We start from the raw sequence: 20,567 nt of genomic DNA, 5'->3' as shown, positions 1-20,567 counted from the left end.
GGGGAGTGAACGTCGCGTTCACTCCCCATTGTTCCATCACTTCAGCACCGCTGCCGAACCGACGTCATACTGCGTTCAGGCGCGGTCGCGCTCCTGGGCCTCGAGCTGCGCGGTGTAGTCCTCGGTGGCCTGCGCATCGGAGGATCCGGCCTCCGAGGAACCGGCGCCCAGCGCTGCCGGGGCGGAGCTGCCGGACTTCAGCGCGGCGAGCCGGGCGTCGACCTCGGCCTGCTCGCCCAGATCTTCCAGAGACTCGAACTGCGCGTCCAGCGAGGAGGCGGCCAGCTCGTTCTGTCCCCGGACCCGGGCCTCTTCGCGGCGGATCTTCTCCTCGAAGCGTCCCACCTCGGAGGTCGGGTCCATCACGTCGATGGACTTCACCGCGTCGTGGACCTGGGACTGGGCGTGCGCGGCGCGGGAGCGTGCGATCAGCTCGTCGCGCTTGGACACCAGCTGCTGCCGCTTGGTCTTCATCTGCTCGAGACCGGTCTTGAGCCGGTCCACGATCTCGCGCTGAGAGGTGATGGTCGGCTCGGCGGACTTCGCCGAGGACTCTGCCTCCATCTGGCGATGGATGGCGACCTTGGCCAGATTGTCGAACTTCTGTGCGTTCTCAGCATTGCCGCCGTCGCGGAACTCGTCGGCCTTCCGGGAGGCTGCGAGCGCCTTCTGGCCCCAGGACCGCGAGTTCTCGAGGTCCTCGCTGTAGTCGTCCTCCATCATGCGCAGGTTGCCGATGGTCTGGGCGATCGCCTCTTCGGCCTCCGCGATGTTGTTGGTGAAGTCTCGGACCATCTGGTCCAGCATCTTCTCCGGGTCCTCGGAACGATCCAACATGGCGTTGACGTTCGCGCGGACCAGCTGGGACATGCGACCTAAAATGGACTGCTTGCTCACAGTGTTCACCTTTCCTTGTGCATCAATGTCTATCGATTGCTCACGTGGTCGATACTAGTCACGGGTTCTTCACACGGCCATGGCCCGGCCCCGGTGCAGACTCAGAACATCCGACGACGGCGCCCGAAGCCGCCCCCGCCCATATGGCCGTAGCCGCCCGGCATGCCGAATCCGCCGAACCCGCCGCCGTAGCCTCCGCCCCCTCCGCTGAGCGCGTCCTCAGCCGATTCCTGCCGGGCGATCTGGGCGGCCTGCACGGCCAGGGTCTTGGCCTGGGTGGCCAGTTCCAGCGCCTTGGCCGGTTCGCGGTCTCCGACGGCCTCCGCCTCGGCGAGGGTGCGTTCGGCCTCCGCCATGCGAGTGCGCGAGGTGGCGCCGCTGCGCTTGGAACGCAGGTAGTCCCGGGAGGACTGCACCTGGTGGCGTGCGGTGAGGATCTCGGTCTGCAGCACTTCACGGGCCCGCCGATCCCGGGCCTGCTGGTCCCGGACCGCGTTCAGGGGCTCGTCGAGCTCGCGATGGGCGATCTCAAGTGAGTTCAACAGCTCCAGGGGGTTGGTCTTGGACTCTGCCTCCAGCGCCCGGCGCACCTGCTGGACCGCGGCCTCGGCCGCGGCGATGGGGCCGGCGAGCTCCGAGGACTGGCCTGCCTGCATCGTGGCGCGCGCCTGGGCGATGTCCTGCTCGGTCTGGTCCAGGCCGATGCCGAGGTTCTGCTCGGCGCTGCGCAGCCGCAGCTGGGTCTCTTCGAGGGATTCGATCAGCTTCCCGGCCTCGCCGGCGGCTTCCTCTCCGGCGTGGATCGCGACCACCGCATCGGAGGCTTGGGAATCGGTGAGCGCCTGCTCGGCCTCCTGGGCCGAGCCTTCGGCGTGCTGAAGACTGCGCGCGGAGTGGTTCAGGCCTTCGGTGAAGGAGGTGAGCGCCTCGTCGTCGTATTTGGACTGCAGGTTCGGGAGGCGCTTCTCGGCCTCTCCCCGGCGGTCCCGGAGCTCTCCGATGCGACGGCGCAGCTGCTCCAGGGCGGGACGCGGGTCCAGCTCGAGGCTGCGCAGGGACTCGAAGTCCTGGCGGTGCGACTCCAGGGTCTCGTTGACCCGCTGGCAGTTCTCGATGACCTTGCCCAGCAGCTCGCGGGCCTCGCGCTCGTCCTCCGGCGGATCGCGGTCCACCGTGTGCTGCATCCGGAAGGACTCCTGCAGGTGCTCCCGCGCCTCGTCCACGTCCTTCTGGAAGGGGGCGACCTGTTCATCGCCGTAGGCGGCGCTGGCGAAGAGGATCTCCTGCTCGGAGGAGTTCACCGCATTGTCCGCCGCGATCAGCAGTGAACCGGCCTCGCGCCGAAGCTCCTCGAGGCTCATCGCAGCCAGCCGCCGCTGCTCCGCGGATTCGTGTCCGGAGCTCTTGCCGCCCGGGAGCTGCTGGTTGTTGGAGAAGCCCTGGAGCCGGCGGTTCTGCTTCTTGCCGCCCGAGAGCCACACCGCGCCCAGCCCGATCAGACCGAGGATGACTGCGCCGATCAGCAGCGGGCCGATCACGATCATCCCGAGGGTGAGGGGTGGATTGAGGACTACGTCGGGCACCATGGGCCGAGTCTATAAGTGGCCTATGACATCGTCTATCAGCCAACGGTCAGCTCGTCTGTGGGCGTAGCCGGGGTTCGCGGCGAGCCAGACCGAGGGTGCCGGGGCAGATCGCCGTCTCCTGGAATCGTCCAGGAGGCATCCAGGCCGTTATCGTCGTCGATACAGGATGGGCGCTGACAATGGCAGTCGAGCCCGCGAGAGCATGCGTGTCCCGATCTCGCCGCCCCACTATCGCAGCGCAAGACCACAAAGGCAGGTTCCACCATGAGTCCAGATCCGCACAACGGCCCTCGCCGGGACGACGTCGACCCTCCGGAGGACGCCACAGCGCGGATCGATCCCGTGCCGCCGGGACCGGTCTCTCCCGAGGCTGATGCCCCGGCCCAGTCCGGGGTGGAGTCCTACTCCGCCGACTGGCCCGCCTCGCCCTCAGGGACCCCCGCCTCCCAGCATCACACCGCAGAGCAGGGCGGCTATGCCTCTGGCGAGCCAGGTCAGGGACAGCACCAGCCGCAGTACGGTCAGCACCAGGCCGGCCAGTACGGCCAGTACGGCCAGGGCCAGTACGGTCAGGATCAGTACGGCCAGGATCAGTACGGTCAGCCGCAGGCCGCCCAGTACCGTCAGGATCAGTACGGCCATCCGCAGACCGGCCAGTACGGCCAGGATCAGCAGGGCCAGTACGGCCAGCCGCAGCACCATCAGGACCCCTCCCATGGCGGTGAGGGCTATGGCGCCTACGGCGGGTACGGCTCGGGTGCCGCCTTCGGGCACCCCGATCAGAAGCAGCCGCGGGCCAAGCGCACCGTGGGCGTCGGCGGTCTCGCGCTCGCGGTGCTGCTCGCCGGCCTGCTCGGCGGCGGTGTGGTGGCCGGCACCCAGGCGGTGCTCGACGACGGCAGCATCAGCACCTCCTCCACCGGAGGCATCGAGATCAACAACCCCGACTCCGCCACCGTGGTCACCGCCGCAGCGGCGAAGGCCTCTCCCTCGGTGGTCACCCTGGCAGTCAACGAAGGTGGCCAGGGCGGGTCCGGCTCAGGAATCATCCTGGATGAGGAAGGCCACGTGCTGACCAACACGCACGTGGTCACCCTCGGCGGGGCCGCGCCGGATCCCGAGATCCAGGTCCGGATGAGCGACGGATCGGTCTCCGACGCCACCCTGGTCGGCACCGACCCGCTGAGTGATCTCGCGGTGATCCAGCTCGAGGACATCGAGGGGATCCAGCCGGCCGAGCTTGGCTCCTCCGGGGATCTCAACGTCGGGGACCAGAGCATCGCCATCGGTGCCCCGCTCGGCCTCGCCGGCACGGTCACCGACGGGATCGTCTCCACGCTGAACCGCACCATCTCCGTCGCCTCCTCCGCCGTGGAGGACGAGGGCGGCGACGCCCCGGAGGCGCCCGAGGAGGGCGCCGAAGAGGACGGCTTCGAGTTCTACTTCCCTGACATGGAGGGATCCCCGACCCAGGGTTCGATTCATCTCAACGTGATCCAGACCGACGCCGCGATCAACCGTGGCAACTCCGGCGGCGCCCTCGTCGATGATGAGGGCCGGGTGATCGGCGTCAACGTGGCCATCGCCTCATCCGGGGGAGGGGCCGAGTCCGACGCCGGGTCCATCGGTGTGGGCTTCGCGGTGCCGATCGACTATGCCCAGCGGGTCGCGCAGGAGCTCATCGAGACCGGTGAGGTCTCGCACGGGCTGCTCGGCGTCACGGTCGCGGCTGCCGGCTCCCAGGAGGTTCCGGACGAGACCGATACCGGGCTTGCTCCGGTGATGCCCGGCTTCACCGTGGGCGCGCTGATCGATGACGTGCCGGGAAACACCCCGGCCGCGGAAGCGGGACTCGCCACCGGTGACATCATCACCGCGGTCAACGACCGGCGGATCGAAGACTCGCTGGCGCTGACCGCCACGATCCGCGAGTACGCGGCCGGAGAGACCGTGACGATCAGCTACACGCGGGACGGCCAGCAGGAAGAGACCGAGGTGACCCTTGGCGCGACCTGAGTCTGAGTCGTTCCCAGCCGGTTCTTCGCGGACCGCGATGTCGGCAGCCCCCGGATCCTCCAGCCGGGCCGGGCTGACCAGCCCCGCCGCGCTGGCGGCGGAGCACGAGGTCCGCCAGGTGCTCGCCTTCGGGGCCCATCCCGATGACATCGACTTCGGCGCGGCCGGCAGCATCGCGGCGTTCACCGCGGCCGGGGTGCAGGTGACCCTGTGCCTGCTCACCGCCGGTGACGCCGGGGGCTTCGAGCCCGGGCGCGACGGGGCCGAGCTGGCCCGGGTGCGGGAGGCCGAGCAGCGTCAGGCGGCCGCGGCGCTGGGGGTCCACGAGGTGATCCTGCTCGACGAGCGCGACGGCTTCGTCGCGCCCACCGCGGAGCTGGTCGGAAAGATCGTGCGGATCATGCGTCAGGTCCGGCCCGAGGTGGTCATCTCTCCGCATCCCGAACGCGCCTGGGACCGGCTGCAGAAGTCACACCCCGATCACCTGGCCTGCGGCGAGGCCGTGGTCCGTGCCGCCTACCCCTACGTGGAGAACCCCTTCGCCTACCCGGAGCTCGCGGCCGCGGGGCTGGAGGCCTTCAAGATCCGTCACCTGCTGCTGACCACCGCGCCGCAGGAGCGGGTGAACCTCCGGCTCGACGTCTCGGGACAGGAGTCGGTGAAGCTGGACGCGCTGCGGGCCCACTTCAGCCAGCACCCCGACGCCGCGCGGATGGAGAACTTCGTGCTGGAGCAGATGCGCGAGATCCACGGTGCCGGCGGCTTCGCCGAGGAGTTCCACTGGGTCACGGTCAACGCCCCGGACACGATCAGCGGGTTCTGACTTCGGAGGCCGGTGATTCAGGCCGGCGGTGACTCAGGCCGGCGGTGATTTCGACCGGCAGTGATTTCGACCGGCGGTGACTCAGACGTTGCTGACGAGCACGCCGTCGGCGTCGGACCACAGGGTCGCCCCGGGCACGAAGCTCACGCCGCCGAACTGGACCGGCACATCGACCTCGCCGACTCCGTCCTTGACCGACTTCCGGGGATTCGAGCCCAGTGCGCGCACACCGAGGTCCATCTCGGCGAGCTGCTCACGGTCACGGATCGCCCCGTGGATGACCACCCCGGCCCAGCCGTTCTCGATCGCGGAGGCGGCGATCATGTCACCGATCAGGGCCGAGTCCAGCGAGCCTGAGCCGTCGACGACGAGCACGGCGCCATCACCGGGGGAGTTCAGCAGCTCTTTGACCAGTCCGTTGTCCCGGTGACAGCGGATGGTCCGGATCGGGCCGGTGAATCGGGCGCGGCCGCCGAGGTTCAGCAGCTGCAGCGAGAGCGACTGCAGCGACTCGTCGTCGTCGTAGAGGTCGCAGGTCGCGAAGTCAGCGCTGCCGGTGGTGGGCCTGGGTTCTGCGCTCATCAGTCCTCGTCCTCCTCCTGATCGGTGGACCCGCCGTATTGCGGGCCGTCGGTGACTCGTTCACGCATCTCGATCTCGCCGACCGTCTCGCCCATCGGGCGCTCCTCGCCGCGGATCTGCTCGACCGTGATCTGCAGCGCCCGGTTCGACTCGACATCGCGCAGGGTCACGATCTCCTCCTCGAGCTCCGCGGCGGTGAAGTTTCCCAGCGAACTGGGCTGGGCGTCGTCGCGCGGCATCAGCCACAGCTGGTAGGTGGTCTCGCCCTCGAGCTCCCCGACCTCGGAGAAGTCCACGTAGCCCACATTCTCGGCCTCGGAGATCACCGCCCGTGCGGTGCCGCCCTCGGCGAGCTCGATGCCGTCGACCACCCGCGCCTCGGGGTCCCCGTCGGCCGTGGCCTGCACGTCCTGGCCGATGGTCAGTCCCCAGATCAGCAGGACCGCGGCCAGCACGACGACAGCGAGGCCGCTGACGATCATCCAGCGCTTCACCACCGGTTCCCGTTTGGGCGTCACCTCGGTGTGGCTCGAGATGGACTCCACCATTCCCATGCCGACCTCCTGGTCGGAGAGGTTGTAGAGCACCTCCTCGAGCAGCTGGCCCGGCGGGACCACCGGGTAGGCGGTGAAGATCTCGGAGAGCGTGCGCCGGGCCGAGAGCACCCGGGTGTCCCAGGCGCGCGCGGTGGCCTCATCGGCGGTCAGGACCGCCTCATCCAGCACGGCGCGTTCCCGGTTGTCGATGGCGTCCAGCGCGTAGACCTCGGCGAGCTCCACGAGCAGTCCGTGTTCGACGTCGGCGCCGATGTCCTCGGTGAAGTTCCGGTTCACCGCGCCGGAACGTTCCACGTCCTTCTTCGTCACCGCGGCCCGCAGGATCGGATCGAGCTCCGCCTCGCGGGTGGTGCGCCTGGTGTGCATCCGGGTCATGCCGTCACGCAGTCGAGACTTCACGGCCGGAACGGCTGCGCCCACCGCGGCGCCCACCTGCTGGTGGGTGTCGCCGGCGAGGTAGCTCAGCGCCAGCGCCTGGGACTGCGAGTCCGAGAGCACGCTGATGTCCTCGATGATCTCTTCGGGAAGACCGGCGATCCCGCCCCCTTCATCGGCCGGGACCACGGTGAGGCGGATCGGTGTGGCCAGGCCCTCGCGGAAGCGCTCCACGAAGATCCGGTGCGCCAGCGGGACCAGCCATTCCAGCACCAGCTCGTACTCGGTGGGCCGGTAGGCGTCGTCGGGGCGATGCTCCTCGGCGGCGTGCTCGTCGGTGAGCAGCTCCGAGGCCTGGGACTGCAGCCGGAGGTCTTGGGCGCGCTCGTCGGCCTGGTCCCAGAGCTGGTGGTAGACCGCCAACATGGAGGCCTGCGCCCCCTCGGGATCTTCGTGCATCAGCAGCGCCAGCCCGTAGACCACATCGGAGGTGGCCTCGTAGAAGGTGGCGAAGGAGGGCTGGTCGCCGCGGGCCGAACCCGCGAGGAGCTCGCTCAGCCTCGGATCGTTCGAGGCCTCGGCGGAGTCGGGCCGGCCGTCGGCGTCGTCGTTCCCGGTGGTCTCATGGACGGACCCGCGGCCCTGTTCTGCGCGGGTCAGGTCGCCGTCGGGGAGGTCTTCGGGGTGAGCCGATGCAGAGCGATCAGAGGCGGTGTCCATGGTTGGTGAGTGTAGCGAGCCCCAGCGGGCTTCAGCGTCACCAACACCCTCATGAGCGTCAGACGGCTCCGCCGAAACCGTCCTGACGCCAGGCCTCGTAGACGGCGATCGAGACCGAGTTCGCCAGGTTCAGCGAACGCCGGGAGGCGAGCATCGGGATCCGCACCCGATCGGTGATCCGCGGATCGGCTTTCACCGCCTCGTCCAACCCGGTGGACTCCCGGCCGAAGAGCAGCACATCGCCGGGGCGGTAGGTGATCGAGGTGTGGGTGACGGTGCCCTCGCCGGTGAAGGCGAAGATGCGCTGGGGAGCCAGTGCCGCATAGGCGGCCTCCAGGCTCGGGTGCACGGTCATCACGGCGAGATCGTGGTAGTCCAGACCGGCACGGCGCAGCTTGGCGTCGGCGAAGTCGAAGCCGATCGGTTCGGCCAGATGCAGCTCCACCCCGGTGACAGCGGCGAGCCGGATCAGGTTGCCGGTGTTGCCGGGAATCTCAGGCTGGTCCACCAGCACCCGAATCGGAGTGTTCACGCCCGTCATCCTACCGGCGACGGAACCGGCTGGGCTCAGGGAGCGGTCACTCCAGCGGGTGCTGCAGCTGACGGCGCAGCGCGGCAAGCAGGTGCCGGTCGATCACGTTGGCCTGGGCGGAGGCGGCGAGCTGCTCGCGGATGCTGCGGAAGGCACGCGCCGGGGCCAGCGGGGCCCGCGCGATGCCGGTCCCTCGGGACTCCACCACCGGGCTCTGCATGCCGCCGTCGGGGGACTGCAGCACGAGCTGCTGCCCCAGGTTCAGGCTGGTCTCGCGGCCGGTCTCCCGCATCGCGGCCTCCACGGTGGCGCGCAGCAGCCGGGAGTCTCCGGTGAGGTCAGGCAGGGTCAGCGAGCGTCCGGCGGCGTGAAGCCGGCGGCCGTCCCAGGACGCAGCCGCAGCGGGCACCTCCAAGGAGGAGACCACCACCAGGGTGTCCCCGCAGACCAGCACGTGATCCACCGCCGGCCCGCGCGGGGGACGGCTGGATCCGCGGCGGTCCTTGCCCGCCGGTTCCAGGGCGACGGCGTTGAAGAGTCGCGCGGTGGGCAGCTCGGAGAGTACGTGCTTCTCCAGCAGCGCCGCCATCCGCTCGGCGCGGCGGGTGCGGCCTCCGCCGAAGAGCCCCTTCGAGGCGAAGCGACCATGCGTGCGCTGACTGGTCAGCGGCAGAGAGAGCGGCTCGGGCTGGGAGAGGTCAGGGATGTAGATCGGGGCCAGGTGGGCGGTCCCCGAGGGGGTACGGGCGGAATCGGCGCTGCCGGAGCGCGCCGAGGTGCTGCCCGAGGCGGTGGTCCGGAATGCCGCCCCCGTTCCGCCGAAGCCGCCGAACCCGGGACGGCCGTAGGTGGGCCCCTCGTTCTCGGAGTCGGCTTCCGCGCCGGCGCCCTGCGGCTGGCGCAGCCTCCGATCGTAGGCGGCCCGGGCCGCCTCATCGCCGAGGACCTCCCAGGCCGACTGCACCTCGTGAAACTCCTCCGCGGTGCCGCCGGCGTCGGGGTGGGCCCGCCTGACCTGCTTGCGGTAGGCCGCGCGGACGGCCTGGGCGTCGGCGTCGGGGCCGATGCCCAGCACGCTGTAGAGATCTCCGGAGTGACTGCTCATCGAGGATTCACGATAGCCCCAAAAGCGTAGAATCGTGGACACGATGTCATCTGCACCTGAGGCCCTGCCGGGCGGAACCTATTTCGACCACGCCGCCACCACTCCGATCAAGCCCACCGCGATGCGGGTGCTCACCGAGGTCATGCCGGCCCTGTCGAACCCCTCCTCGCTGCACGGCTCCGGCCGCCGCGCCCGGTTGGCGGTGGACTCCGCCCGCGAGCAGCTCGCCCGTGCCGCAGGAGCGCACCCCTCCGAGGTGATCTTCACCTCCGGGGGCACCGAGGCGGACAACCTCGCGGTCAAGGGGCTCTACTGGCAGCGCCGCGCGCAGGACCCGGCCCGGCGTCGGATCCTGCTGCCCGGGATCGAGCACCACGCGGTGCTCGAGACGGCTGAATGGCTCGAGGCTCACGAGGGCGCCGCGCTGGACATCATTGCCGTGGATGCGCAGGGGATCGTGGATCTGCCTGCCCTGGAGGCACAGCTGGCTGAGTCTGCGGACTCGGTCGCGCTGGTCACCGTGATGTGGGCCAATAACGAGACCGGCGCGATCCAGCCGATCGCTGCGATCGGCGAGCTCTGCGCGCGCTACGGGGTGCCGCTGCACACCGACGCGGTCCAGGCCTTCGGATCGCTTCCTGCCGGTACGGCGCCGATGAGCTTCCGCGACTCCGGTGCCGCGACCCTGGCGATCAGCGGCCATAAGATCGGCGCCCCGGTGGGCATCGGCGCGCTGCTGGTCCGACGCGACGTGGCGCTGACCCCGGTGCTGCACGGCGGCGGGCAGGAGCGCGACATCCGCTCCGGCACGCTCGACGTCGCCGGGATCTGTTCCTTCGCCGCGGTGGCCCAGGAGCTGGTGGCCTCCCAGGAGCAGGAGTCCCAGCGACTGGCAGGGCTGCGGGATCAGCTGCTGGACGCGGTGGTCGGGCTCGAGGGGGTCACGCTGCGCGGACCGGACCCGCGGACCCACCCGGAGCTGCGGCTGCCGAACAACCTGCACATCACCGTGGACGAGGCCGAGGGCGATTCGCTGCTGTTCATGCTGGACATGGCGGGCTTCGACACCGCTACCGGTTCGGCCTGCACCGCCGGGGTCCCGCGCCCCTCCCACGTGCTGCTCGCGATGGGTCTCAGCGAGGAACAGTCCCGCGGCGCCCAGCGCTTCAGCCTGGGCTGGACGACGACGGAGCAGGATGTGGCCGCGCTGGCCGCCGCGCTGCCCGCAGTGATCGCCCAGGCGCGCACCGCCGGAATGGCCGCCGCCCGACGCTGAACGAGGGCAGGATCCTGCGTTTCGCCCGTAACCCGGCGTTCCTGGGGCGCATACAGGTGCTCTGAGGTCTCTAGGCGGCCGCATTCCCTGTGTCCCGGCGTCTCTGGGGCGCATACAGGTGCTTCCGGCCCTCTATGCGGCTGCATTCCCTGTGTCCCGGCGTTCCTGGGGCGCATACAGGTGCTCTGAGCTCTCTATACGGCTGCATTCCACCCGTTGCCGCCCCAGCGACGGCTCGGGCGAGCGCGCGAGGTGCCCGAGGCGGGTGCGCGTGGCGGGGGCGGGGGTGAGGCGGGGTGGCTTCGGCTCAGGGCAGGACGATGTCGTTGACCTCGCCCGGCGCGCAGGCGATCTCCCAGCGGAATCCGTCAGGGTCGGCGAAATATCCGCTGTAGCCGCCCCATTCGCGACGCTCGGCGGGCTGAATCTCAGTGGCTCCGGCCGCGCGCGCCAGGTCCAGGACCTCATCGACCTGCGCGTCTTCAGCGACGTTGTGCGCCAGGGTCAGCGGCGCCACCCCTGGACCGGTCATGATCGGGCCCACCTCGGCCTCGAACTCGGCCCGATCCCAGAGCGAGAGCAGCAGATGCTCGCCGGCGCGCAGCATCAGCACCCCGGGGGCCTCCACGCTGGGCGCCCAGCCGAGACCCTCGACGTAGAAGCGTCGGGTCACCGACAGGTCGGCCACGGCGAGGGTGATCAGTGAGAGTCGCTGCTCCATGGGGGCCTCTTTCGGGTAGGGGGCTTGAGTTGCCGGGGCGAAGCGCATCCGTGGGGCGCATCCAGGTGCTCTGAGGTCTTCCTACGGCCGCATTCCACCCGTTTCCGCCCCAGTGAGGGAAGGGGAGGGAAGGTGGAAGGGGAGGGAAGGTGGAAGGGGAGGGAAGGTGGAAGGGGAGGGAACGTGTGAGAGGAGGGAAGTGTAAGGGGAGGGAAAGTGTAAGGGGGCGCGGACCGGGCGCGCACCCCGCTCAGGCCTCGCGGAGCTGGTCGCGCAGCGCCTCGGCGGTGTCGCGCACCCGGGTGAGCACCCGCATCGCGGCGGGTTCGGTGAGCGAGGCGAACTGCGAGCGGGCCGGTTCTGCCTGGTGCCGCGCGGCGGAGCCGACCAGGATGAAGTTCTCCAGACTGGTCAGCGGCATCCCGATCCGGTCCCAAGGCCCACGCAGCCTTCGTGCCAGGTCGCTGACCTGGGGGAGCTGAGTCTCCCCGCGGCGTGAGGCCTCGGAAGAGTAGGGCCGCGCGGCGGCTGCGGCATCCGCGGCGGTCAGTGTGGAGGCGAGCATGGTGGCCCCAGATTCGACCAGTTCGGCGGTGCGCTCCCAACCCTGTGCCTGCATCACGGTGAGATCGACTCCGAAGCCGCTGACCTTCGGGCCCTGGGCCGCCCGAAAGTCCTGCAGATGCTCCGCCTCCACGACGCCGCCGAGGTCGAGCAAGATCTCCTCGGCACCGCCGCGCTGGAGGGTCTCGATCATGAGGCCGAGGTGGCCGCGGGCCTCCTCGCGGTCCAGCGCCCGGATCGTCCGGTAGCCGCTGACCGTGGGGATCAGCCCCCCGCGAGCCCGGGTGTAGTCGGGTTCGGCGATGATCACGGTCAACGACGACGGCGCGCAGGCTCGCCGCACATGGCTCAGGTGTTCGGCGACCCCCGCGGCCAGCGAGCCGGCCAGGTCTCGGCGTGCTCCATGATCGGTGAGCACCTTCTCGCCGGACGGCAGCGCGAGGCTCGCCATCAGGCTGATCGGTCCCAGCAGCTCCAGCACCAGGGGAGCGGCGAGTCCGTTCTCGTCGGCGGCGTCCAGGCCGGCCTCGCGGCGCCGCCCGCGGACATCGGCCAAGGTGTCCACATCCGAGCGCAGCCAGCCGCGGGCGCGCTGGTCATCGGCGCCGGGTCGCTGGGTGAGCCGCCATCCGTAGGAGGTCAGCTCGGTGGCGAGCTCGGAGAGCTGAGCGAGGCTGCGGCCCAGCAGCTGCGAGTGCAGTCCGCGTCCGGGAAGTTCAGGCAGTCCCGGCAGATGTGGTGCCGGCAGCTCGGCGGCCTGCAGCTCTGCGCTGTGCAACAGATCGGTCCCGGGCATCACACCGGCCGCGGCGGAGCGCAGCGGCATCAGCGGTCGGTCGATTCGTGGGGTGCGGCAGCGTCGTCGGCGGTTTCTCCCGGGGCGACCGCTGCGGAGCCGAGGCCGGCGCTGGAGATCGCCTGATGATGGCGGATGACCTCTTCGATGATGAAGTTCAGGAACTTCTCGGCGAACTCCGGGTCGAGCTGAGCCTCATTCGCCAGCCGCTTGAGCCGCGAGATCTGGTTCTTCTCGCGGGCCGGATCCGCCGCGGGGAGCTGGTGCTTGGCCTTGAGCACTCCGACGCGCTGGGTGGCCTTGAACCGCTCGGCCAGCAGGTAGACCAGCGTCGCATCGATGTTGTCGATGCTGGCTCGCATGGAGAGCAGCTCATCGAGGATCTCGGGTTCTACCTGGGTGCCGGCCTCGCCGGCGCGGGGATCTGTGCTCATGCATCCAGCCTACTGGGCGGCGGAGGCCACCGGCTGGTAGTTCTTCGAGCGGGCGGTGTCGATGGTGGCCTGTCCCAGCACCCGGGTTCCCTGGTACATGACGGCGGTCTGACCGGGGGCGACACCCTGCAGCGCGTCCTGGAGCTCCACCATCAGCCGGGGTGCGCCGTCTTCGGTCTCCGGGTGCTCGGCCTCGACCCGGGCGCGGGCGGGCACCGGGTCGGCGTGGGCGCGGATCTGCAGGTCCAGGGAGAACCATTCCCCGGTGGCGGCCTCGGTGACCGGGGCACCGGCCCAGGAGAGCCGGATGCCGGTGAGCCGATCGATCTCGAGCAGCTCGCGCGGCCCGGCGACCACGGTGTTGTCCTTGGGCCGGATCTCCAGCACGAACCGGGGCTTGCCGTCCGGGGCGGGGTGGCCGAGCTTGAGACCGCGGCGCTGGCCCACGGTGTAGGCCTCGGAGCCCTGATGCTCGCCGATCTGCTCACCCTCGGCGTCGAGGATCGGGCCGTTGCGCAGCTCGATCTGCTCGGCGAGCCAGCCGCGGGTGTCGCCGTCGGGGATGAAGCAGATGTCGTGGGAGTCCGGCTTCTTCGCCACCGAGAGTCCTCGCTCGGCCGCCTCGGCGCGGACCAGGTCCTTCGAGGGAGTCTCGCCCAGCGGGAAGATGCAGTGCTCGAGCTGCTCGGTGGTGAGCACCCCGAGCACGTAGGACTGGTCCTTGGTCCAGGTGGCCGCCCGGTGCAGCTCGGGGCTGCCCTCGGCGTCGCGGAAGACCTTGGCGTAGTGCCCGGTGGCCACGGCGTCGAAGCCCAGCGCGATGGCCTTGTCCAGCAGCGCCTCGAACTTGATCTTCTCGTTGCAGCGCATGCAGGGGTTCGGGGTGCGGCCTGCGGCGTACTCGCTGATGAAGTCATCGACCACATCGGCCTTGAAGCGTTCGGAGAAGTCCCAGACGTAGAACGGGATTCCGAGCTTCTCGCAGGCGCGCCAGGCGTCGGAGGAGTCTTCGATGGTGCAGCAGCCGCGGGACCCGGTGCGCAGCGTGCCGGGCATCCGGCTCAGCGCCAGGTGCACCCCGACGACCTCGTGGCCGGCGTCCACGGCGCGCGCCGCGGCCACGGCGGAGTCCACTCCGCCGGACATGGCTGCCAATACCTTCATGAATCTCTTCCCGGTTCCCTGTAGTGGTTGCGCACCCGTGTGCGCCGAGCTGGTTCTGCTGCCCAGTATTCAGCACTCCCGGGGGTCGATGCATTCCCGCCGGTCAGCGCCGGTCAGTGAGCATCCCAGCAGCGGCCTCAGAGCCGTCCCGAGGCCTTGAGCCGGATATAGGTGTCGGCGAGCTGCGGGGGCAGCTGGTGCGGGGCGGCCTCGACGACCTCGACCCCGAGCGAGGCCAGCTGGCGGCGCAGCGCCTCCTTCTCGATCAGCGCACGCTCGGCGGCGGCCGCCCGGTACACCTCCCCGGCGGTCTCCCGGGCGCGGGCCCGCCGATCCAGCTCCGGGTCGCGCACCGCGGCGAGCACCACGAGATGACGCTGAGTCAGCGCCGGCAGCACAGGCAGCAGACCCTCCTCCAGTGAACCGGAGTCCAGCGAGGTCAGCACCACCAGCAGGCTGCGCTGCGAGCTGATCGCTCGGATCTGGCCCGGCAGCTGGGAGAAGTCCGCCTCCACCAGGCGGGGCTCCACCGTGGACATCGCCTCGGCCATCTGATGCAGCAGGTCTCCGCGCATCCCGGAGCGGGCCTGCGAGCTGATGCCGCGGTCGAAGGAGAAGTAGTCCACCCGGTCACCGGCCCCGGCGGCGAGAGCACCGAGCAGCAGCGCGGCCTCCATCCCGGAGTCCAGCCGAGGCTCATCCTCGATGCGCACCGCGGAGGTGCGCGAGGAGTCCAGCGCGATGATCACGCGCCGGTCCCGCTCAGGCCGCCAGGTGCGCACCACCAGATGCTGACCCTGGGAGGACTGCCGCCGGGCGGTGGCCCGCCAGTCGATGGAGCGCACATCGTCGCCGCGCACGTAGTCGCGCAGCGAATCGAACTCATGTCCGGCGCCACGGATCTGCACCGCGGTCGCACCGTCCAGCTCACGCAGCCGCTGCAGCTTCGAGGGCAGGTGCCGCCGCGAATGGAACGGCGGCAGCACCCGCAGGGTGTGCCGCACCCGGTGGGTCACCTGGCGCCCGGCCAGGCCCAGCGGCCCGATCGAGCGCAGGCTCAGATGTTCGCTGTGCAGGTCTCCGCGCCGGGTGGGGCGCAGCGCGGTCTGGATCCGGGCGGTCTGGATCTTGGCGGCTGACCCGCCGGGACCGGTTGATCGGACCGGTCCCAGCCGGATCGGACTGATCTGCGCGCGTGCACCGGCGGAGGGCTGCCAGCCGTCCTTGACCTGACCCCGAAGCGGGCGCGCCCCCTCCTGGTGGACGACGGTGCTCGCCGTCGTCGTCTGGCCCAGCCGCACGCCGGCGGTCGGCACCCGCTCGACCCGCACGCTGCGCGGCGAGCCGGCGAGCACCATGTCCGCCGCGGCGAGCAGGATCAGCAGCACCGCGCAGCCGAGCAGCGCGCCCGGCGTCGGGAACACGACGACGACGGCGCTGAGTCCCAGCGCCACGTAGAGGAATCGTCGGGTCAGAACCATGGGTCGGCGCCGATCAGCGTGGGACCGGCACGGTGGCCAGGATCGACTGCAGCACGTCGTCGATGCTGACCCCGTCCATCGCCGCCTCGGGACGCAGCGAGACCCGGTGCCGCAGGCAGGCCGGAGCCAGTGCCTTGACGTCGTCGGGGGTGATGAAGTCGCGGCCGGAGAGCCAGGCCCAGGCGCGGGAGGCGTTCATCAGAGCGGTGGCACCACGCGGGGAGACGCCCAGCTGGAAGCTCGGGGTCTCCCGGGTGGCCCGGGCGAGGTCGACGATATAGGCCAGCACCTCACCGGCGATCGCGACCTCGCGGACCTGGGCGCGGGCGGCGAGCACGTCCTGGGCTCCGGCCACGGCGCGGACCCCGGCCCCGGCGAGGTCGGAGGGGTTGAACCCGGCGGCGTGGCGGCGGATGACCTCGATCTCCTCACCGCGGTGCGGGAGATCCAGGTGCACCTTGAGCAGGAAGCGGTCCAGCTGGGCCTCCGGAAGCGGGTAGGTGCCCTCGTACTCCACCGGGTTCTGGGTGGCGGCGACCAGGAACGGATCGGGCAGCGGCCGGCTGATCCCGTCCACCGAGACCTGCCGCTCCTCCATGGCTTCGAGCAGCGAGGCCTGGGTCTTGGGCGGGGTGCGGTTGATCTCATCGGCGAGCAGCAGATTGGTGAAGACCGGGCCCTCGCGGAAGCTGAAGTCCCCGGTCTTGGAGTCATAGACCAGCGAGCCGGTCACATCGCCGGGCATCAGGTCCGGGGTGAACTGGACCCGTGAGGTGTCCAGGCTCAGCGAGGCGGAGATCGCCCGGACCAGCAGGGTCTTGGCCACCCCGGGCACCCCTTCGAGGAGCACGTGGCCACGGACCAGCAGCCCGATCAGCACGCTGGTGACCGCGGCGTCCTGGCCGACCACCGCCTTGGCCACCTCGCCGCGGACCTGGTGGAACTTCTCACGCAGCTCATGCGCCGCCGGGTCCGGCATCAGAGACGAGTCCTGGTGGTTCTGCGTGGCAGCGATATGTGGTTCAGTCATTGCTGGTGTTCTTCCCTTGCTGGCGGTTCGGGTGGGTACGGTCTGTGCTGGTCTGTTCGGCGCCGAGCCCGGTGCGTGCTCCGCCGGCCGGGTGGGCGAGGGAGTGGGGGTTCAGCGCGGCGCGCTGGACCTCGTCCTCGAGCTGCGCCAGCGCCTGGGCGTAGGCCACCAGCTCTGAGTTGCTGCGCGGCTGCCGGGCGAGCAGCCCTTCCAGCTGTGCCGGGTCGCGGCGGATCTGCCGGGCGGCGGCGTCGACGATGCTGGCCTCCTGCGGAGCGGCGCCGAGCCGGAGCAGTCGGGCGAGCCGGATCAGATGGGCGCTGCGCAGGGTGCGCGCGGAGGCGTCCACCGCGTTGGCGCTCTGATACATCCGGCCGCGTCCCTCGGCGGTCTCGGCCCCGGGGACCTGGACCGGCAGCGGCTCGCCGACCACCGGACCGGGACGTCGCCCGAGCACCAGCATCATCACCAGCACGCAGAGCAGCAGCCACCAGGCCAGCGGGATGACCCAGTCGGGGAGGAAGTCCATGGGGGAGGCCCACTGCTGCTCGTCGAGCGTGTCCAGGCCCATCGGGGTGTACCAGATCAGGTCATCCTCGGCGCCGAAGAGCCACAGCGCCAGCGCCGCATGGCCGGCGTCGGTGATGTTCTGGTTGGTGAACGCCGCCGGTCCGCCGAAGAGCAGGCCGGCCTCGGTCTCGATCAGCATCTGCGCCGCGCCGGTGTCCTCGGTGAACCCGGTGAAGCAGCCCGGTGCGTCGCTGAAGAACAGCGCCCCCGGGGCCTGGACCGTGGCGGCGTTGACCGCCGCATCCACCGGGCACTGCGCCCCGGCCTCCAGGGCCGCGCTGGAGCCGCCGCCGGGGTGGTTTCCGGCGTAGCTCGCCGGACCCTCGGGGTACAGCGCACCCAGCAGCTCGGGCCCCTCGCTGAGCAGCACCACCGGACGCTGGTCGCGCCCGCGGAGGCCTTCGCTGAAGGCGGCCTCGGGGATGTCGCCGGTGGAGAGGACCACCAGCGGGGCCTCGGGGTGCTCGGTCATCAGGTCTCGGGCGATCTCCGCCGAGGCCGCCGAGTGGATCTGCACCTCTTGATCCTCGAGCACCCCCGCAAGGGCGGCATAGCCGTCCAGCGCGGTGTTCTGCAGACCGAAGCGATCCATGTCCTCGTCGTTGAGCGACTGGATCAGCGCCACCGAGAGGAGCCCCAGGACCAGCAGCAGCAGCCAGAACTGCCACCGCTGGAACCCGCTGCGCAGCGTGGAGCCGAGCGTCGCCGTCGTCGTGGTCATCCGCGCGCCCCCTGATGTTGCTGGGTCTCGGGCTGCTGCTGCTCAGGCTGCCGGGCCTCGGGCGGGGACTGCAGCCGCTCCGCCAGGGCCAGCAGCGTGTCGTAGGCGGCCCGGTTCAGCGAGCCGCCTCCGTAGCGGGAGTAGTTGAACAGCTCGGCGGAATGCATCGCCTGCCGGGCCTGGCCCGGGTGGGCCCGCGCCAGCGCGGTGCCGGCCTCGGTGGCGGTGCGGCCGGCCTGCTCGGCGAGCTCCTGGCGCTCCTCTGCGGCGCGGATCACGGCGCGGAAGAGCTCCCGGCAGGCCTCGTCGAAGCGTCCGGCCTGGGCGTGGGACTCGGCCCGCCGGCGCAGCTGCTCCGCGGTCACCCCGGCCGGGCTGGTCAGCAGCTCGCCGCCGTCGGCGCCGCGCTGCAGCCGGGGCCGCACCAGCACGATGCAGAGGATCACCGCGGCGAGCAGCAGCACCAGCAGCAGCACCGGCCCCAGGGGCAGGTTCAATGGACCCAGATTCAGGCTCAGCTGGTCCAGCCAGGCGAGGAAGCGGTCTGCGGCCTCGCGCAGCGGTCCGGTGGCGTCGCGCTGGTAGCGCGGATCGCTGAGCTCCTGCTCCAGGAGCTGACGGGCCTCATCGGGTTCGGGCTGCACCGCGGTCCACCTCCGTGAAGTGCTCGTGGAGATGCTCGATCGAGCCGGGGACCAGACGCTCGGCAGGGGTTCGGGCGGAGTGCAGCGGCAGGCGCACCGGATCGGCCGCTGCCAGCAGCGTCACGTCCAGGGCCTCCTGCCGGATCCGGGCGTTGAGATACATCAGCGAGATCACCGTGCCCACCACACCGATGAATAAGGTGCTCAGCACGGTGCCGTAGAGCTCGGTGAGGGCGAACACCGCGAAGCCGGCCCACTCTCCGCCGGGGAGCGGGGAGCCCTCGAGCAGCTCGGCGGCCGCCACGGTGACCATCAGAGGCATCGACGCGATCGTGAACACCAGTCCCAGGATCACGTAGAGCAGCGCGACCAGCCCGATGTTGCGCCACCAGCGGCCTCGGTTGAGCTGCCAGGACCGTCCGATCGCGGCGAAGGGACCGCGCCGCTCGACCACCACGGTCAGCGGGGCGTACATCACCGCGGCGGTGATCCAGCACAGGGCCAGGAAGAGTCCGGGCAGCACCACCACGGCTCCCAGGAACAGGGTGATCACCAGCAGCAGCACGGCCACGAAGAACACCGGCAGCGCCACCACGGTCAGGATCAGCCCCAGCACCAGCAGGTTGACCACGGTCGGGCCGAGCCGGCCCAGCCGCAGCCGGACCGTCTGGCCCATCCCGGTGTGCAGCCCGTAGGCGGCGCGCAGCGTGGGCAGCACCATATAGGCGGTGGCCACCGCGATGACCAGTGAGGTCAGCGCGGAGCTCGCGAAGGTCACCCAGAGGAACGCGGCGTCGGCGGCCACGCCCAGCGCCAGGTCCGGGTCCTCGAAGGCGCCCGGGTCGGTGAGCATGCGCATATAGGAAGAGGAGGGAAGCACCAGCATCATCACCAGGGTGAGCCCGAAGTTCACCAGCCCGGCCAGGAACGGGACCCCCAGCACCGCCTTTGGTGACCGGCGGATCACGGCCACGGCGGCGCTGAACAGCTCGTCGGCGACCATCCGGCGCAGCGGGAAGACCGATCCCGGGGTCAGCGCCGGATCCTGCGCGGCGCGGGAGGGCGCGGAACCGGTGCCCGGCCACGGCCTGGCACCACGGTGTGTCTCCGCTGTATGGGTCATCGCCCCTCCTCAAGCGCCTCTGCGCGACTGCCCTCTGCGCTCAGCCTACCGCTCTCATATATCCTGAGTGCGGTGCCGCTTGGAACTGGGCCCGAACCTGCGCGCGCAAGACGCACTGCACCGCAGGCCCCCTATGGATGGAGAGCAGATGAAAGCCAGAATCCTGGTCGTCGACGACGACGAAGCGCTCGCAGAGATGATCGGCATTGTGCTGCGCAATGAGGGATTCGAGCCCACCTTCTGCTTCAACGGCGAGGATGCCCTGGAGACCTTCCACAGCTCCAAGCCGGACGTGGTCCTGCTCGACCTGATGCTGCCCGGCAAGGACGGCATCGAGGTCTGCCGCGAGATCCGCGAGGAAGCGGACACCCCGGTGATCATGCTCACCGCCAAGTCCGACACCGCTGATGTGGTGCGTGGCCTCGAGGCCGGCGCCGATGACTATGTTCCGAAGCCCTTCAAGCCGGCGGAGCTGGTCGCCCGGGTCCGCGCCCGGCTGCGCCCAGCCGACCACAATGCTCGCCCCGACGGCGAGAACCTGACCATCGGTGACCTCAGCATCGACGTGGCCGGCCACGAGGTCCGCCGCGGCGAGCATCGGATCTCGCTGACCCCCCTGGAGTTCGACCTGCTCACCGCGCTGGCGAAGAAGCCCTGGCAGGTCTGGAACCGCGAGATGCTGCTGGAGGAGGTCTGGGGCTACCGCCACCAGGCCGACACCCGGCTGGTCAACGTCCATGTGCAGCGGCTCCGTTCAAAGATCGAGAAGGATCCGGAGAACCCCGAGATCGTGCAGACCGTGCGCGGCGTCGGCTACAAGGCCGGAGGGCAGGGGTAGTCATTCCAGGCG

The 20,567-nt window shown here is 70.3% G+C and carries 19 protein-coding genes; 4 read left to right on the top strand and 15 right to left on the bottom strand.

What is annotated here, in order from left to right:
• Window positions 1–75 precede the first annotated feature (75 nt).
• Both I2487_RS01600 and I2487_RS01595 read right to left on the bottom strand, forming a co-directional pair.
• On the bottom strand, window positions 76–897 hold the full coding sequence (locus I2487_RS01600) for a PspA/IM30 family protein (RefSeq protein WP_207170669.1): 822 nt from the start codon (window positions 895–897) through the stop codon (window positions 76–78).
• Between the two features lie 101 nt (window positions 898–998).
• Window positions 999–2,483 (bottom strand): coiled-coil domain-containing protein, encoded by a 1,485-nt coding sequence (locus I2487_RS01595; RefSeq protein ID WP_207170670.1) that lies wholly within the window; start codon window positions 2,481–2,483, stop codon window positions 999–1,001.
• A 264-nt stretch (window positions 2,484–2,747) separates the two neighbouring features.
• Here I2487_RS01595 and I2487_RS01590 point away from each other — a divergent pair, with 264 nt between their 5' ends.
• Together I2487_RS01590 and I2487_RS01585 are read left to right on the top strand one after the other, a co-directional pair.
• Window positions 2,748–4,499: a S1C family serine protease gene (locus I2487_RS01590; RefSeq protein ID WP_207170671.1), complete on the top strand. Its 1,752-nt coding sequence runs from the start codon at window positions 2,748–2,750 to the stop codon at window positions 4,497–4,499.
• A gap of 37 nt (window positions 4,500–4,536) precedes the next feature.
• Window positions 4,537–5,322 (top strand): PIG-L deacetylase family protein, encoded by a 786-nt coding sequence (locus I2487_RS01585; RefSeq protein WP_207170672.1) that lies wholly within the window; start codon window positions 4,537–4,539, stop codon window positions 5,320–5,322.
• A gap of 81 nt (window positions 5,323–5,403) precedes the next feature.
• Here I2487_RS01585 and rraA read toward each other — a convergent pair whose 3' ends face one another.
• The 4 genes from rraA to I2487_RS01565 are packed head-to-tail and all read right to left on the bottom strand — an operon-like array spanning window position 5,404 to window position 9,193.
• On the bottom strand, window positions 5,404–5,904 hold the full coding sequence (gene rraA, locus I2487_RS01580; protein ID WP_207170673.1) for a ribonuclease E activity regulator RraA: 501 nt from the start codon (window positions 5,902–5,904) through the stop codon (window positions 5,404–5,406).
• Window positions 5,904–7,556 carry an anti-sigma factor domain-containing protein gene (locus tag I2487_RS01575; protein ID WP_207170674.1) on the bottom strand — a complete coding sequence of 551 codons (1,653 nt, stop codon included), beginning with the start codon at window positions 7,554–7,556 and terminating at the stop codon, window positions 5,904–5,906. Before I2487_RS01575 ends, rraA begins: the two co-directional genes overlap by 1 nt.
• Window positions 7,557–7,614: 58 nt before the next feature.
• Entirely contained in the window at window positions 7,615–8,097 is a 483-nt protein-coding gene (locus tag I2487_RS01570; RefSeq protein WP_207170675.1) for a tRNA (cytidine(34)-2'-O)-methyltransferase, read from the bottom strand.
• Between the two features lie 37 nt (window positions 8,098–8,134).
• On the bottom strand, window positions 8,135–9,193 hold the full coding sequence (locus I2487_RS01565) for a J domain-containing protein (protein WP_207170676.1): 1,059 nt from the start codon (window positions 9,191–9,193) through the stop codon (window positions 8,135–8,137).
• A gap of 43 nt (window positions 9,194–9,236) precedes the next feature.
• On the opposite strand from I2487_RS01565, the gene I2487_RS01560 reads away from it, so the two are divergent.
• Window positions 9,237–10,469 (top strand): cysteine desulfurase family protein, encoded by a 1,233-nt coding sequence (locus I2487_RS01560; protein WP_207170677.1) that lies wholly within the window; start codon window positions 9,237–9,239, stop codon window positions 10,467–10,469.
• A 307-nt stretch (window positions 10,470–10,776) separates the two neighbouring features.
• Here I2487_RS01560 and I2487_RS01555 read toward each other — a convergent pair whose 3' ends face one another.
• The 9 genes from I2487_RS01555 to I2487_RS01515 form a co-directional block, all read right to left on the bottom strand.
• On the bottom strand, window positions 10,777–11,190 hold the full coding sequence (locus tag I2487_RS01555; protein ID WP_207170678.1) for a VOC family protein: 414 nt from the start codon (window positions 11,188–11,190) through the stop codon (window positions 10,777–10,779).
• A 250-nt stretch (window positions 11,191–11,440) separates the two neighbouring features.
• Window positions 11,441–12,580: a uroporphyrinogen decarboxylase/cobalamine-independent methonine synthase family protein gene (locus tag I2487_RS01550; RefSeq protein WP_207170679.1), complete on the bottom strand. Its 1,140-nt coding sequence runs from the start codon at window positions 12,578–12,580 to the stop codon at window positions 11,441–11,443.
• Window positions 12,580–12,984, bottom strand: coding sequence for a chorismate mutase (locus I2487_RS01545; RefSeq protein WP_207170680.1), 405 nt, complete (start codon window positions 12,982–12,984; stop codon window positions 12,580–12,582). Before I2487_RS01545 ends, I2487_RS01550 begins: the two co-directional genes overlap by 1 nt.
• Window positions 12,985–12,993: 9 nt before the next feature.
• Window positions 12,994–14,148, bottom strand: a complete 1,155-nt coding sequence (gene mnmA, locus I2487_RS01540) for a tRNA 2-thiouridine(34) synthase MnmA (protein ID WP_207170681.1) — start codon at window positions 14,146–14,148, stop codon at window positions 12,994–12,996.
• A gap of 137 nt (window positions 14,149–14,285) precedes the next feature.
• A complete protein-coding gene (locus tag I2487_RS01535) occupies window positions 14,286–15,629 on the bottom strand; it encodes a DUF58 domain-containing protein (protein WP_207170682.1) in 1,344 nt (447 codons plus the stop codon).
• A 13-nt stretch (window positions 15,630–15,642) separates the two neighbouring features.
• Window positions 15,643–16,608 (bottom strand): AAA family ATPase, encoded by a 966-nt coding sequence (locus I2487_RS01530; RefSeq protein WP_207170706.1) that lies wholly within the window; start codon window positions 16,606–16,608, stop codon window positions 15,643–15,645.
• Between the two features lie 43 nt (window positions 16,609–16,651).
• Window positions 16,652–17,950 (bottom strand): DUF4350 domain-containing protein, encoded by a 1,299-nt coding sequence (locus I2487_RS01525; RefSeq protein WP_207170683.1) that lies wholly within the window; start codon window positions 17,948–17,950, stop codon window positions 16,652–16,654.
• Entirely contained in the window at window positions 17,947–18,594 is a 648-nt protein-coding gene (locus tag I2487_RS01520) for a DUF4129 domain-containing protein (RefSeq protein WP_207170684.1), read from the bottom strand. The genes I2487_RS01525 and I2487_RS01520 overlap by 4 nt, the downstream gene beginning before the upstream one ends.
• Window positions 18,575–19,717 (bottom strand): DUF7847 domain-containing protein, encoded by a 1,143-nt coding sequence (locus tag I2487_RS01515; RefSeq protein WP_207170685.1) that lies wholly within the window; start codon window positions 19,715–19,717, stop codon window positions 18,575–18,577. The genes I2487_RS01520 and I2487_RS01515 overlap by 20 nt, the downstream gene beginning before the upstream one ends.
• A gap of 148 nt (window positions 19,718–19,865) precedes the next feature.
• On the opposite strand from I2487_RS01515, the gene mtrA reads away from it, so the two are divergent.
• Entirely contained in the window at window positions 19,866–20,555 is a 690-nt protein-coding gene (gene mtrA, locus I2487_RS01510) for an MtrAB system response regulator MtrA (protein WP_036473691.1), read from the top strand.
• Window positions 20,556–20,567: the final 12 nt, after the last annotated feature.

The sequence above is a fragment of the Nesterenkonia sp. E16_10 genome (assembly GCF_017347085.1).
GTDB lineage: Bacteria > Actinomycetota > Actinomycetes > Actinomycetales > Micrococcaceae > Nesterenkonia.
This window is presented reverse-complemented; position numbering and strand designations above follow the sequence as displayed.